The organism is Tunturibacter empetritectus (assembly GCF_040358985.1).
Classification (GTDB): domain Bacteria; phylum Acidobacteriota; class Terriglobia; order Terriglobales; family Acidobacteriaceae; genus Edaphobacter; species Edaphobacter empetritectus.
The window spans coordinates 1-13,906 of the sequence record NZ_CP132933.1 but is presented as its reverse complement, the minus strand read 5'-3'; the positions used below and the strand labels follow the sequence as shown (position 1 = coordinate 13,906).

12 protein-coding genes and 1 pseudogene are annotated in these 13,906 nt (G+C 55.4%); 11 read left to right on the top strand and 2 right to left on the bottom strand.

Annotated elements, in window-relative coordinates; all coding sequences use genetic code 11:
• Position 1: 1 nt before the first annotated feature.
• The 10 genes from RBB75_RS20520 to RBB75_RS20475 all read left to right on the top strand — a co-directional run bounded on the left by RBB75_RS20520 (position 2) and on the right by RBB75_RS20475 (position 12,550).
• A complete protein-coding gene (locus RBB75_RS20520; RefSeq protein WP_353070446.1) occupies positions 2 to 1,372 on the top strand; it encodes a TrbI/VirB10 family protein in 1,371 nt (456 codons plus the stop codon).
• A gap of 27 nt (positions 1,373 to 1,399) precedes the next feature.
• A complete protein-coding gene (locus tag RBB75_RS20515) occupies positions 1,400 to 2,209 on the top strand; it encodes a hypothetical protein (protein ID WP_353070445.1) in 810 nt (269 codons plus the stop codon).
• Between the two features lie 234 nt (positions 2,210 to 2,443).
• Positions 2,444 to 3,370, top strand: a complete 927-nt coding sequence (locus tag RBB75_RS20510; RefSeq protein WP_353070444.1) for a type IV secretion system protein — start codon at positions 2,444 to 2,446, stop codon at positions 3,368 to 3,370.
• A 159-nt stretch (positions 3,371 to 3,529) separates the two neighbouring features.
• Positions 3,530 to 4,378, top strand: a complete 849-nt coding sequence (locus tag RBB75_RS20505) for a VirB8/TrbF family protein (protein ID WP_353070443.1) — start codon at positions 3,530 to 3,532, stop codon at positions 4,376 to 4,378.
• Positions 4,375 to 5,352, top strand: a complete 978-nt coding sequence (locus RBB75_RS20500) for a CpaF family protein (protein ID WP_353070442.1) — start codon at positions 4,375 to 4,377, stop codon at positions 5,350 to 5,352. The genes RBB75_RS20505 and RBB75_RS20500 overlap by 4 nt, the downstream gene beginning before the upstream one ends.
• An 18-nt stretch (positions 5,353 to 5,370) precedes the next feature.
• On the top strand, positions 5,371 to 5,670 hold the full coding sequence (locus RBB75_RS20495; protein WP_183816651.1) for a hypothetical protein: 300 nt from the start codon (positions 5,371 to 5,373) through the stop codon (positions 5,668 to 5,670).
• A gap of 287 nt (positions 5,671 to 5,957) precedes the next feature.
• The gene (locus tag RBB75_RS20490; protein WP_353070441.1) at positions 5,958 to 6,341 is read left to right on the top strand and encodes a hypothetical protein; all 384 of its coding nucleotides are present in this window, start codon (positions 5,958 to 5,960) and stop codon (positions 6,339 to 6,341) included.
• A 2-nt stretch (positions 6,342 to 6,343) separates the two neighbouring features.
• Positions 6,344 to 8,512: a type IV secretion system DNA-binding domain-containing protein gene (locus RBB75_RS20485; protein WP_353070440.1), complete on the top strand. Its 2,169-nt coding sequence runs from the start codon at positions 6,344 to 6,346 to the stop codon at positions 8,510 to 8,512.
• 5 nt (positions 8,513 to 8,517) lie between these two features.
• Positions 8,518 to 12,171 (top strand): MobF family relaxase, encoded by a 3,654-nt coding sequence (gene mobF, locus RBB75_RS20480; protein ID WP_353070439.1) that lies wholly within the window; start codon positions 8,518 to 8,520, stop codon positions 12,169 to 12,171.
• Positions 12,161 to 12,550, top strand: a complete 390-nt coding sequence (locus tag RBB75_RS20475) for a hypothetical protein (RefSeq protein WP_353070438.1) — start codon at positions 12,161 to 12,163, stop codon at positions 12,548 to 12,550. Before mobF ends, RBB75_RS20475 begins: the two co-directional genes overlap by 11 nt.
• Before the next feature lie 24 nt (positions 12,551 to 12,574).
• Here RBB75_RS20475 and RBB75_RS20470 read toward each other — a convergent pair whose 3' ends face one another.
• A complete protein-coding gene (locus RBB75_RS20470; protein WP_353070437.1) occupies positions 12,575 to 13,357 on the bottom strand; it encodes an SOS response-associated peptidase in 783 nt (260 codons plus the stop codon).
• 4 nt (positions 13,358 to 13,361) lie between these two features.
• Positions 13,362 to 13,643 carry a hypothetical protein gene (locus RBB75_RS20465; RefSeq protein WP_353070436.1) on the bottom strand — a complete coding sequence of 94 codons (282 nt, stop codon included), beginning with the start codon at positions 13,641 to 13,643 and terminating at the stop codon, positions 13,362 to 13,364.
• A gap of 39 nt (positions 13,644 to 13,682) precedes the next feature.
• Here RBB75_RS20465 and RBB75_RS20460 point away from each other — a divergent pair.
• Positions 13,683 to 13,906 (top strand): annotated as a pseudogene (locus RBB75_RS20460) (hypothetical protein); the annotation flags it as partial.

The window sequence follows — 13,906 nt, the reverse complement described above, 5'->3', positions numbered from 1 at the left end:
CATGACCGATCCAAGCCAGATTCCCCCAACCGTAAACGATCCCGGCCCCGTTCCTGCTCAGCCAGAGGCTACGCCCGCAATCAAGAAGTCGATGCCAATCATCATCGGGTTGGCCGCAGTCATCCTAATCATCGGGCTTGCCAATGTAGGGAACCTTTTGCACCACGGCGCAAAGGAAGCACCGCGGAGCGCGCTTCCGATGCGTCCTGCATCACCGAATGCTCAGCAGGTTACGAGTTTCGAGGCTCAGCAGCGGCTTCTTGCCCAGCGTGACGAGGCCGATCGAATCCGTCAACAGCAGCTCGCCGCGCAAATGGCTCAGCTTCAGCAAGAGCAAGCTATACCTGGCCCTGAATCGCCGAACACAGCTCCCATGACGGCTGCACAGCGTCAGGCAATCTACGGAGATAGTCCGAACGCTCCTAAATACACCTCGAACACTTCGCAAGAGCAGGCAGAAGCAAAGCAGCGACAGCTCGCCCGTGAGAAGCAGCACCAAGACGCTCTCAATAGCGACACAGTAGCCATTGACTTTGCACATGGAGGAACGGTAGCCAACGGCACAACTACGCTCGCGGCCAGCACCAATGAACCTCAATCGGCCAATACCGGAGAGAACATGCCGATAGCGGTCTCTGGCGAGGCCGGCAGCGGTAGCGCTGCGCCTGATGCAAACAACGGAGGTCCGGGAGCGCAGCTGCAGCGTCCAGCCGGTCTCAAGAACGTCGCCGCGCAGCAATCACAGAAGAAAGACCCGATGGCCGCATACGACTTCGACGGGTATCAAGGGCGGCTCTACCGCGTTTTTGAGGGAACAGTCTTCGAGGGAGTTGTGACCAACCACGTAGACGGCGGCCTTCCTGGACCAATCATTGTCATGCTGACGACTGACTACTACTCCCACGACCATCAACAGCTTTTGCTACCGCAGGGCACCCGCCTTATCGGGAATGTGCAGAGTGTTGGAAGCCAGCAGCAGCGAAAACTAATCGTAGTCTTCAATCGCGCAGTCTGCCCGGATGGATTCTCACTCGATCTCAATAAGTACATCGGTCTCGATCCCATTGGAACGACCGGCCTAGCTACCAACGTCAACAACCACCTCCTCAGCTCATTTGCCGCCGCCGCCGCAATTGGCGGTATGGGTGGCCTCGCGCAGATCGGCAACAACGGTAGCGTCCTCACCGCCGACACGCAGATACGCAACGGAATCTCCGAGCAGTCCGCTATGGAGGCCGAGCAGATATTGAATCACTTCCTCAATCGTCTGCCCGTGATCACAGTAAAGGAGGGTTCTCGCGCCCGCGTTTACATCAACCAAGACATATTGATTCCGTCCTACGCAGAACATCGCGTCGATTCAGCGTTGTAACAGCCGTTCCCGAAATCAGGAGGACGTATGAACCTTATGCTCACAAAACGCCGCAAGTGGATTGTTGCAGGCGTTGTCATACTCGGAACCGCTACCCCCAGCTTTGCCCTTTTCGGGTTTGGAGATATCGTTTTCGACCCGAGCAGCTACGGCCAACTTGTGTCGCAGCTCTCCACTTTGGCCAAAATGCTCACCACAGCACAAAGCCAATACAACACGATCAAGAGCAATGTTCAGAACTTTTCTGCCAAGGCCATTTGGCAAACGGAACTGAACAAGATCAAATCCGTTTCGGTCCCCAATACCTACGGGGAAACAAACGGTTTTACGAATGCTCTCAACCTCAACAATCAGAGTGCCGCACTCATGGCCTGGAGCAATTCCAAAATTGGTTTGACTCCAGAAACCAGCGGCATTCTCAGCACACAGACGGTAGGGAATAGTTCAAACCTGACACAGCTCGCGATGATCGAGGCATCGGACACCGCTTCACCCGATTGCCTCAATGCCGTGGGTTCCTACCGTCAGGCCCGCAATGATGCCGCCACAGCTCAGGCAAGCCTTCAGTCTGCCCAGCTCGACGGGTCTTCATCTACCAACAGTGAGATTGAACAACTCAATCTCCTCAACGCAGCCCAAGCGCAACAGCTCAACGAACAGCAAGCGCAGGGCGTTCTACACGCTTGTCTCGCGCAGCAAATGACCATTCAGAACATGCAACAGCGAAACGCCGCTGCGCAGGATCTGAATACGTGGGGTTTCGTCCAAGCCCAGCACACAGCGAACCCAACTCTCAACGTGGCCGATTCCGGCACGTGGACAACCTATCTCCCCTAGAGGATTGACTTCGATGAAACTGCCGATGTTCAAACGCCTTGCAACCGATGTAGCGCCGCCAATTGCGGCGCTACTCGCCTTCACTGCCTGCGCCCTGGCCCTCGGACTCCTGATGGAGGTTTGTGGAGCCAATCATTCGCTTCAGCATTGGGGCCAATCCATTCACATAAAACTTGACCCCTCATTTCCACGAGATGACTTCAGCCAGTTTTAGCGCACAGCTCAAACCACGGAATGGACGCCATGATGATGCACCTAACAACCTTTTCGGAATTGGCGCTGGCTCTGCCGGGCACCGATTGGCTTTATCAATTCACGAACAACCTTACCGCCCTAACAACGGCCAATGGCGGAGCGCTCACGAATCTAGGGATCACGTTGCTGAGCACCATAGCGTTCTTTCAGCTAGTGAATATGGTTGTCAGCTTTAGTACGTCCAATATGACGTTCAGCCTCAATCCAACTCCGTTGGAGGCAGGAGAAATCGTCCGATTCCTTCTCCGGCTCACCGTCTGCTGTCTGCTAGAGACCTACTGGGTCAACCCACTACCCGGCGCAGGTTTCGGCCTCAACCACCTGTTCTCCGCACTCGCACAATCAATCGTGAGCGTGCTCGATCAGAACTCGCTCTCAAACTTCACTCAGCTCCTCAGCGAAGCCGCCTCGAAGACAGGTTCGCCTTCGCTGCTGTCTGTCAGCGAACAGGTTTGCTACTACCTTGTGCAGATCATTCTCGGCCTCGCTGCTGGCATCCTCTTCGTGATCAACGTCAGCTCATTCATCTTCTACGCAGTGACAGCACTGTTTGGCCCTCTCTTTATCCCGCTGTACATGACTGACAGTTTGCGAGGCAAGTTCTACTCATTCGTTGAAGTGCTACTCAGCTTTGCGATGATCCGCGCCGTTGCTTCGGCGTTCATTTTCGTCTGGGAAGGGTTTATGAATACCTTCCTACAAAAGACCTTCAACGGAGACTATTCCATCGGCATGTGGTTGGCGAACCTCATCCCCGTCATTATGGTTTTCGCCGCGTTCATCATCAACATGCTCTTTATCCCGACGATGACCCAAGCTATCTTCGGCGGCGGCGCCGGAGCAACCGGCTCCGCTCAAAATCTTGTAACGCGAGTCGCCCTGGCTAAATTCCGGGGCGGTAAGTGAGGTTCACCATGAATGTTGTTTTTACAATCCCGTTTACTCCTCCGCGCTTTCTGGTCTACATCTTCCGAACCTGTCTGATCCTCATTCTCATTGGCTCAGTCATTTTCACCACACTCGGCTTTATCAAGGCAGAACATCAAATCGAAAGGACACCCGCTCATGGCCGCCACACAAGCAACCCCAATCACTGACGCTGCCTGGACTCCCAAGGAAGCGTTACTTACTGACGAGATTGCGAACGAGGTCTACGCCTCGCACTATGCCGAGCGAAAGATGAGCCGGTTCGTAATCGTCACCATGTCCGTCTTGCTGCTTGGCTCCTTTGGAGCTATGGTCTCGCTCACTCACAAACCAATTCAGAACCGTTACATCCGCATAGATGAGATGGGGAGGGCGCAGGCGATCCAATACACAGATTTGAACTACAGTCCACGCGAGGGCGAGGTTCGCACGTACCTCACTGATTGGGCTAACTATCGCTTCACCATCAACAGAGACACAATCACCAAAAAGTACCCGCTCAACTATTTCTTTTTCTCACAGCAGCTCTCGACTCAGTTGATGAGCGATGACAACCGAAACCACTTTGTCTCTCAGGTCATGGCCGGACAGATCGAGCAGAGCGATGTGGAAGTGCGAAATGTCACGATCACCAGCATGTCAGAGGAACAGATTCAGGGCGTTCGCATGTCCAAGGGAACGGCCTTGGTCAACATCGACAAACTCTATTCCGTCCGTAACTCGCACGAACCACGTACAGAGCATTGGATGCTTTCGGTCACATACTACCTCAATCCCAAGCAGGTAAGTGACCAGTCCCGTGTCTTTCCACAATTCGAGACGATCAACCCTCTCGGCATGACCATCACCGAGTTTCACGAGAACCGGATCGGTATAGAGCCGATTACAGATTCGACGGCAAACCCGCGGCCAGTAGCACAGACCCTTGTGCCTGGCGCGATAACAACGCCCACCATTCCTGGGGCAGGATCAGGAGCAATTCGGTGAGCTACGACCTCATTCTCCCGTTCTTTCCAGAAGAGATTCGAGTGCTTCTCCTAGATCCAACAATCTCTGACTTGATGATCAACGGAACGACCGGGGTGTATGCGGATAAGGGCGGTGTTGTCGAACAGATCACACTCTCAACTCCATACACCAACGAGAGACTAACCGCAGCGATTGAGCGTGTGGCTCGAATCTTGGGTCAAGACCTCACAACGCAGAACCCCATTCTCAATACAAGGCTCCCCGATGGTTCCCGCGTCGCTGTCGTAGGCCCGCCATCTTCGATCAACGGTCCTACCCTCACCATCCGAAAGTTCAACAAGTGGTTCACGTCGGACGAGCTTATTGCCTCGGGAAGTATGCCCGTAGAGGTGAGGGATACAGTCGTCCGTCTTATGATGCAGCGCAAGAACGGCATCATTGCTGGCGGCACAGGCAGCGGCAAAACAACCCTCATGAAAGCGCTACTCGATCATGTTCCCCCAAGTGAGAGGTTGTGCATCATCGAGCAGCCTGCAGAGTTGAAAGTTCTACAGCCAAACGCAATTCGGTGGGAGGCAGTTGAAGCAATTCCCGGTCAGGTGGCCGTCACACCTAGCGAGCTGCTGGCGGCAGCTCTGCGTCACCGGCCCGACCGGATCATCATGGGTGAGATTCGCAACGAGTGCGGCTATGACCTCCTCCAAGCGATGAACACAGGGCACGGCGGAACATTGTCAACGATCCATGCGAAGTCAGCATGGGATGCTTTGAACCGTCTCGCCAACCTAGCTCTCAGTGCGAGACCAAATCTCAATCACGCTTTCATGCGTAGCGAGACGGCTGAGGCAATCGATTTCACTCTTTACTGCGAACGCGCTGCCAACGGTCGCCGTCAGGTTCGAGAGCTTATCACTGTCAACGGCTACGACTACAACGAACAGCGCTTCGAGACGGAAGTCATCTACAGCGCTTCAACTCCAAACGCTGCATAAACCCAAGGAGACAAACGCATGGCATTGCTCACTGTGAAGGCTTCCAAGAAGATCGACGCCACCCTAAAACTTGAAGAGTCAACCGCAAAAATGATTGACCGTTATGCGGCTTTCCTCAATGTTTCTGCTGATGAAGTGGTGGACAAGGGAATGGAATACATATTTACCAAAGACAAAGACTTTCAGCAACACCTTGATAAGCAGCCTGATGTTCATGTGCCAGCATCGTTGCGAATCAAGAAGGCTCCGGGCACTCCTACCGCGATGAAAAACGGCAATCGAAACGGCGCTAAGAGCGTCGCTTCCGACGCAAAGTAGCAGCACCCGCAGGGTGCGTCTCCTTCACGTCTCCAGTTCTGCATCACTTCGCTGCACTTCGTAGAGACAACAGCAACGGCAACAACAAATGCAACAACAACAGCAAACGACGAGGCGGATGTGCTCCGCACATGAGGAATGATGACACTCCATCCCTTGGAGGGTGGTGTGGAGAGCGACAGATGTTTCCCGCCGGAAACGTCTGTCGCAGCAATCACTTACAGAGACAACGTTTCCGGGCGGAATCATTGTGTTTCCGGGCGGAAACATTCACATAGGAGGTTCCAGTGACCGAAGTAATTCTCGATATGCAGGAGCGCCTTAGACAGAGAATCGGGCGACCGTCGCGTGTCCGCAGCATCGCCATACGCTTCACAGAGGATGAAGCACGAGAGCTTGAAGATGTGGCATCGGCCCAGGGCACGACGGTGCGCGAGTGGGCGCGTGAATTTCTTCTACGCGAAGCGCGACGAGATGATGCTGACGCCCTTTTTACGGAGCTGGTAGCCACACGAATGCTAATGGTGAACCTCTTCAAGCCCCTCATCACAGGCAAGTCAGTATCGCCGGAATGGGTCACTGAAGTTATGGCGGCTGTACGCAAAGAGAAACGGAAAGCCGCGCAGGAAGTACGCCGGCAATACAGCGAAGAGAACGCAGGAGGACGATAAACATGGCATCGCAATGGGGACGTAAAGAAACGATCATCTGGCCACCGCACGCGCCAATTATGAGCTATTCCGCGCTCGCAATGGCGTTGCTCTGCACGCTGTTCTTCATGTGGGAGCGCCTGAATTTCTCCATGTCGCCGCTTCAGCAGAGCTACATCATGGAGTATGTATCGTCGCAGGCGGGGTCAGCTTTCAACTCACACGGGAACTATCGACTTGTATATCTTGCTGGCGCAAAAATGAAGCCACGACTCGCCCTTCCAGTTGACCTCACTGATGGTAAAACAACTCTTCCAAGCGGTAAGACTGTGCCGATCGGACTTTCCGAGCTGGCCCAGGCACAAGGCTATAGCTGGTTCTATCGTGGCCCATCTCAGAAGCTCACAGACGGCGCGATGCACCGCTGGCTAAGGGGCGCGGTCTACAACGACAAAGGGTTTTTAGAACTGTTTCGGGTGAGCATGATCGAGAGCGGCGTGTGCCTAGTCGCTATGCTAATCTTCGCGATTCCCAAAGACCTGAAACGCTTCCGGCAGATGAAATACGGTCGCGTCCTGCGCGGCCCTGTCATGCTAACGCCCGCCGACTTCAATAGAGCGGCAAAGGGAGATGGCATCGGTTTTAAAACGACAGAGTTGGGAAAGATGATGCGTATTCCAGAACGAAAGGAGGCACAGCACTTTCAGATTATGGGCGACACCGGTGTTGGAAAAACGCAGCTCATCATGCAAATTCTTCGACAGATCAGAGGCCGTGGTGACTCGGCCATCGTCTATGATCCGGCTTGCGAGTACGTCCAGCGGTTCTACGATGAGGCGCGCGGGGACATCATTCTGAACCCGTTGGACGAGCGCTGCCCATATTGGGGTCCAGCGCAAGAGATGGCCACAAATGCTGAAGCCGATGCAATCGCGGTATCACTTTATCAGCCCACTACGGACAGCAAGGACGAGTTCTTTCATCAGACTCCGGCGCAGATTTTCGCTCACCTCCTCAAGAAAGGTCCGTCTCCGCATCAGCTTGCCGAATGGCTGGCAGATGGCACGACGCTGGAGAGGCTAGTAGCGGGTACGGAGATGAGCTTCTATATCGACCGCAAGGCCGGACCACAGCGAGCAGGCGTACTCGCCTCCCTCGGACTGGTAGCAAAATCCTTCCGCTTGTTGCCAGAGCGAGACCAAGCAAAACGGACGTGGAGTGCCCGCACCTGGTCACTGGAGCGCAAAGGCTGGATCTTCATCACTTCGCGCCCGCCCGAGCGTGAAACACTCCGTCCGCTCCACTCGCTTTGGATAGATTTGCTCGTTATGCGCCTGCTGAGCGCCCCACAGCCCGGACAGAAACAGGTCTGGTTTGTGATCGACGAGCTGGCCAGCCTCCAGAAGCTTCCCCAACTCCACACAGCAATCACCGAGAACCGTAAGAGCAAAAATCCGCTCGTGTTGGGCTTCCAAGGAAAAGCCCAGCTTGAAGTAATCTATGGCCATCTGGCCGAGGTCATGCTGTCCCAGCCCGCGACCAAAATATTCATGAAGACTGCCGAGCCAAAAGCAGCCGAGTGGATCTCTGAAGCGATAGGCAAAGTCGAAATCGAACGGCTCAAAGAGACTAAGTACGACGGCACCCGATCAGGACATAATTTCAGCCTTGATCGCCAGATTGAACCGCTTGTCATGGGTTCTGAGATTAGCGGACTGGACGACCGACATGCGTATTTGAAGCTGGGAAACAACGTCGCCCGCTTTGATTTTGACTACCTAGACCTGCCGACTCCGACGCCGGGATTCTTACCACGGAAGTACGCGGACGGAGGGATGGGTTTTGATCCCGACACCTTAGAACCACGCCGCGCTGCATACCTGAACACTGAAGTAGAAGACGACGACGAGACGGTCGAAACCGAGCCAGAGAGTACGGCAACTCAGCCAACGGCGGACAGCTCCAGCGGCGCTCCGATCGCTCACGCGCTAAAACAGCGGCCTATCCCTTGGCCAAAGGAAAACGAATTTGGACCAGCCCGCACCGACGAGAAGAACCGGCTCGCGCCTACCTCTACACTCGCGCTAGCTGCAGAAGCCGATACAACAAGCCAAGCTGAAACCGCCGAGCAGATCATGGTAGCCAACGGCACAACTGAGCTGGACGGTCCCGCCTTCGAGTTGAGGCCATAACGCCCATGCTCACTATTTCCAAAGCGCTTTCTTCGAGTCAGGCGCAAAGCTATCACAAGCTAGAGTTCACGTCTGACGCACAGAATTACTACAAGCAGGGCGATACGGTGAAAGGCGAGTGGCAAGGGAAGCTCGCCGCATCGCTTGGACTCAGCGGTGAAGTCTCGCCGTCGGAGTTCCACCGCCTCTCCGAAGGGATGCATCCACAAACTGAGGAGCAAATGGTCAAACACCGTCTCGCGCAGGAGTATACGAACGAGGACGGGACAACTACCAAGGCGGTCGAACATCGAGCCGGATGGGATGCAACCTTTTCAGCACCCAAATCCGTTTCGCTTACCGCCCTGGTCGGGGGTGATGAGCGCGTGCGAGATGCTCACCGTGCCGCCGTCGCAACTGCCTTGGACGAGCTGGAGCGTTACACACATGCGCGGATTGGCGGCAACAACCCCGCTGAGGAGACGGGTAAATTCATAGCTGCAAAGTTCGAGCATGATACAGCTCGCCCGGTGGACGGCTACGCTGCACCACAGCTACACACTCACGCGGTCATTTTCAATGTGACGGAAAGGGCTGATGGTTCCACTCGTGCATTACAGGAGCGAGCTTTCTTTGAAAGCCAGCAGTATGCGACCGCCGTTTACCAATCAGCGCTTACCTATCAGCTCCGCAATCTCGGATATGAAATCGAGGCAGGGAAGAGCGGAGCACCCGAGATCAAAGGCTACTCCAGGGAATACCTTGATGCCTCAAGCCCCCGCTCTCAGCAAATCAAGGATCAATTGGAGAAAACAGGACACAGCGGCCCGGAGGCGGCGCAGATTGCAGCGCACTCCACCCGCGACCGCAAGCAAACGCTCACTCCCGAAGAAGTTCTTACGGCGCACAAAGACATGGCTTCTGATTTTGGCAACCAGCCGCAGAAGGTCGTCGCCGCCGCTCGCGAGCGGGCCGAGCAGCAGGAGCTTCGCCAGGAGAACAGCACGCAAGCGAAGGAGGCCATTACCTTCGCCCGCGAGAGCATCTTCGAGCGCGAGGCGGTAGCTGACGAGCGAGCCATACTTCGAGACGCGCTCCGTCGCGGTATGGGTGAGGCGACATACGGAGAGATTCGGTCCGAGTTCGACAGACGACGTGAGGCCGGAGATTTCCGATCAGTTCAAGGAGAGAAGTACAGCTCAGGGCGGAGCTTCACCACGCCCGAAACCATCGCCGCCGAACGTGCCAACGTGCGGCACGTCCTTGACGGCCGGAACACTGTCACGCCGATTATGGGTGCAGAGCAAGCCCGAGAGCAGGCCAACGCCCGCGACTTCCTCAATGACTCCCAGCGGAAGGCTATCGAAGAAATTCTAAACTCTTCCGACCGAATCCACGGTTTGCAAGGGCTGGCAGGAACCGGCAAAACGACGACGCTTGAGGTCATACGCGAGGGCGCAGAAAAGAACAGCTACACGGTCGAGGGCTTTGCCCCGTCCTCAAAGGCGGCAGGGCAGCTCCGCGAGGCCGGGATCGACGCTAACACGCTCCAAAGCTTCCTTGCGCGTGGGGAAAATCACCCAAGCGCCAATCCCGAAATCAAGCACCTTTACTTGCTCGATGAGTCCAGCCTTGCCAGCACCCGGCAGATGCTGGCGTTTCTGGACAAGCTCAATCCAGACGACCGTGTCTTGGTAATTGGAGACACGCGGCAGCATCAGGGTGTGGATGCGGGCAGACCCTTTCAACAGATGCAAGAGGCCGGGATGCAGACCTCGCATTTGGATAACATCATGCGGCAAAAAGACGCGGAGCTGCTAAAGGCCGTCCAGCATCTCGCGAACAATGAGACGGAGAAGGGAATTGCGATGTTGGCCGAGCAGGGCCGCGTTTCGGAGATTACGAACGGCCAGGAACGTATCAACGCTATCGCAAAGGATTATGCTACGCGGCCCGAAAACACCATTATCGTGTCACCCGACAACAAGAGCCGCCAACTGATCAATGAAGCCGTGCGCGGCGAGCTGCTACAGCAGGGCACGCTGGCCGACGACGGCCAGAAGTTCAGCACCCTTGCCCACCGCTCCGATATGACTGGCGCAGACCGTACTTGGGCAGCGCGATATAACGTGGGCGAGGTACTGCAATACACCACTGGCAGCAAGGCCGAAGGCATTGGGCGCGATAGCTTCGCTACCGTTCGCTCTGTTGATGCACGCGCCAATTCTCTTACCGTCGAGCTGGAAAATGGATCGAGCGTTACCTATGACCCGCGACGACTCCGAGGAGTGAATGTCTTTCGAGAGACTGAGCGTGAGTTCGCAACCGGCGACCGCATCCAGTTCACCGTGCCCAACAAAGACCTCGGGCTTGCGAACCGCGATCTTGGAACAGTCCTCGGCCTCGAGGACGAAAAAATGACCGTTCGACTCGACGGCAAAGCCGAGCGCACCGTCACATTCGACGCCGCGGAGTACCGGCAATTCGATCACGGCTACGCCGTTACCTCTCACAGCTCTCAAGGTCTCACTGCGGGCCGAGTCATCGCAAACATTGATACAGAATCATCAAACAGCCTTATCAATACACGGCTTGCGTATGTGGCCATCTCCCGCGCGTCAGAAGACGCCCGCATTTACACGAACAACGCGGAGACGCTAGGAGAGCGGCTTGCAACGGACATCAGCAAGACCGCTGCTCTCGATTTCAGGGAACCGAGTTCCAGTGAACAGACCCGGCTAGCCGTTGAGGCATTCCGCAACAACGACCCAGCCACAGCGACCGAACTGCTACAGCAGCAGGGCCGAATTTACGAATACGCGAACCCAGATCATCGCCTAGCCGCCGTTGCCTTGGATTACGGAGCACAGCCGGATCGCACCGTCATCGTCGCCGCCGATCCAGCCGATCGGCACGAACTTACCCAGCTCATCCGCGACGATTTACACGCACAGGGCCGACTCACCGAGAGCCGCTCAGTGTCGGTCTTGGTCGAACAGGAATTTGGCAATCCCCGTCTCGCTGCGAACTACTCACCGGGAGATGAGATCCACTACAAGAAGGGAAACCCAGAGGAGCATGGCATCATTCATAACAGCACGGCCACTGTTATAGCAGTCGATATTTCCAAGAATCTCCTCACCGTAGAAACACGCAGCGGTGAGCAGGCTTCTTACAATCCGGCGCTCCTAAAACAGCAGACGGGGCAGAGCACCGTCTACCGGGCCGAAGAGCGCGACCTAGCTGTAGGAGATCGCATCCAGTTCACCGTGCCCGACCGGGAAAACCGCATCCACTCCGGCGACTTGGCCACCGTCGAAAGGATCGGTGAGGACAACGCTCTTTCCGTTCGCCTGGACAACGGAAAGGACATTGAGCTTAGCCCCGAAAAGGCCCGCCACATCGAGCACGGCTACAGCGTGGAGACAGCGAAGTACGTCTCTGCGGACCGGGTTTTGATAACCGGCGAGAGCAGCCAACTCGCGGAGCAGCAAGTCGCACTCACGAAGCTGAATCCCAACATTCACGACCTCGCAATCTACATATCGGACAGGACAAACGGCATTGGTAAAGAACCAGAGCTTTCAAACGTGGAGCTTTCCAATGATTCGAGTCTCAGTAACGGATCGGAACCGTCAGGCCCCTCAATTGAGCGAGAGGGCTACGGAATTGGCTTTTAACACTAAAACCAGGGTTGAAAAGTCAGAAAGCTTTTTACCCCTTTTTCATTTCTATAAACTTGAAGAGCAAAAGGAGAGTGCCTTGAACCGTTCTTATGTAGCTCTAGCGATCTTGATTTGTCTAGCTGGCTGTAAATCTGAGCCGAAGCCCTCAATCGTTCAGCAGCGGACGATCGTGCAACAGGTTGAAGATGCCGGTGCTGGAGACCTGAGCAGGGCTGATGTGGCTGGGCTTCAAATCTGGCTAACGAAGCACTCAGATGTAGCGCGAAACATCGCTTCACAATGCAAAGAGGCGATGAAGGCAGACACAGCGTGGAAGAACTCGGCAGAGGGCCGAATCTGCATAGCCGAAAAGGATGCTGGCTACTCCAATTAGGCATCCCATTGGCGTTCCCGCGTATCAAGCACTATTCAGCATCTCGGGACCGTTGTTGCGCACATTGCCAACGAGTCTGTTGGCGGGTGTCATGCGCATTTTGTCTGCTTCATATGGACGCAGCAGATCTACGGGCGGCCGAGACTCATCGTAGTCGTTGAGCCATCGGTCGAAGTCCCGCGAGTGCAGAATAACGGGCATGCGGTTGTGGATAGGTTCCATCAACTCGTTTGCTTCGGTGGTGACGATCGAGAAAGTATCAAGCGGCGGGTGTAAATCCCCTCTGCGTGGCCGCCATTCGGAGAAGAGGCCGGCGAGGGCGTAAGGCTCACCGTCCGGCATCTCAAATTTGTAGACGGGTCTGGAACCCGCCTTCGGTTTGGGAGACTTCTTCGGGGGCGCCGGAATATCTCCAAAAAGACCGTGCTCACCGGGGTCGATTGGCGGTGGTTGGGGCAGGGAAGGGCGTTGCAGCCACTCGTAGAAGCCATCAACGGGGATGAGACAACGGCTATGTTGGAAGGGTCCCTTCCAAATCGGCTTATCGAGAATCGACTCAGCCCGAGCATTGCTTGTTGTGTAGATTTTGAAACTATCCGGATCAGCGATCTTGGCCGGAATCAATCCCCAGCGCATCTGGACAAGAACGCGCTCGCCGGTCTCAGCGTCAGCCCGAATAATGGGCTGATAGGTACTTGGAGCTATGTTGTAGTCGGGCGGGAGCTCGAAGCCCGGCGGAAGCTTGCCGACTTTGAAAGCCTCGGCGATGCGTTGCTTGTCTGATCGACGGTAGTATCGGCCACACATTGGTCTAATCTCCCCAGCTACCGCCGAAACCCTTTAGCTGGCTTAGTTCATAGCGACCAGGAAACTCGACAGTCTCTCCAGAGCGAAGGCGATTGACGATCTCCTTGGCGGCCGATGAATGGACTAGTTTACTAAAATCGGTCTCATAGCTACCCACGTTCACCGACCACCACTTTTGCGTATCGCGTTCGGAAGTGGCTATAAAGGTGACCGTCTCCAAATGTCCTTTGTCCTCGCCTTCGAGCAAGAGGAACGGGGTGGCCGTCAGTTTATAGGGCTCCGCCATCCCAGAAGCGTATCACCCGAATAAGTGCATCGAAACACTATGGCCAGGAAAAGCGTATTACCGCTTCAGACAGCGACATTTATCGAGTCAATGGAGTGCCTGCCCGTTACAAAGATCCCAGAGGGTCCGGAGTGGACGTATGAGATCAAGCTCGACGGCTACAGACTCGAGGTTGTGCGTACTGGCGGGGAGACGACGCTTTACTCCCGCAGACGGAACGTGCTGAATCGTAAGTTCCACTACATCGCCAAAGCGCTCGACTA

Excerpts from the sequence above, each read along its gene's own strand:
- RBB75_RS20470 (WP_353070437.1), bottom strand. The coding sequence starts at position 13,357 with ATGTGTGGCCGATACTACCGTCGATCAGACAAGCAACGCATCGCCGAG.
- RBB75_RS20520 (WP_353070446.1), top strand. The coding sequence starts at position 2 with ATGACCGATCCAAGCCAGATTCCCCCAACCGTAAACGATCCCGGCCCC.
- RBB75_RS20510 (WP_353070444.1), top strand. The coding sequence starts at position 2,444 with ATGGACGCCATGATGATGCACCTAACAACCTTTTCGGAATTGGCGCTG.
- RBB75_RS20465 (WP_353070436.1), bottom strand. The coding sequence starts at position 13,643 with ATGGCGGAGCCCTATAAACTGACGGCCACCCCGTTCCTCTTGCTCGAA.
- RBB75_RS20495 (WP_183816651.1), top strand. The coding sequence starts at position 5,371 with ATGGCATTGCTCACTGTGAAGGCTTCCAAGAAGATCGACGCCACCCTA.
- RBB75_RS20505 (WP_353070443.1), top strand. The coding sequence starts at position 3,530 with ATGGCCGCCACACAAGCAACCCCAATCACTGACGCTGCCTGGACTCCC.
- RBB75_RS20515 (WP_353070445.1), top strand. The coding sequence starts at position 1,400 with ATGAACCTTATGCTCACAAAACGCCGCAAGTGGATTGTTGCAGGCGTT.
- mobF (WP_353070439.1), top strand. The coding sequence starts at position 8,518 with ATGCTCACTATTTCCAAAGCGCTTTCTTCGAGTCAGGCGCAAAGCTAT.
- RBB75_RS20485 (WP_353070440.1), top strand. The coding sequence starts at position 6,344 with ATGGCATCGCAATGGGGACGTAAAGAAACGATCATCTGGCCACCGCAC.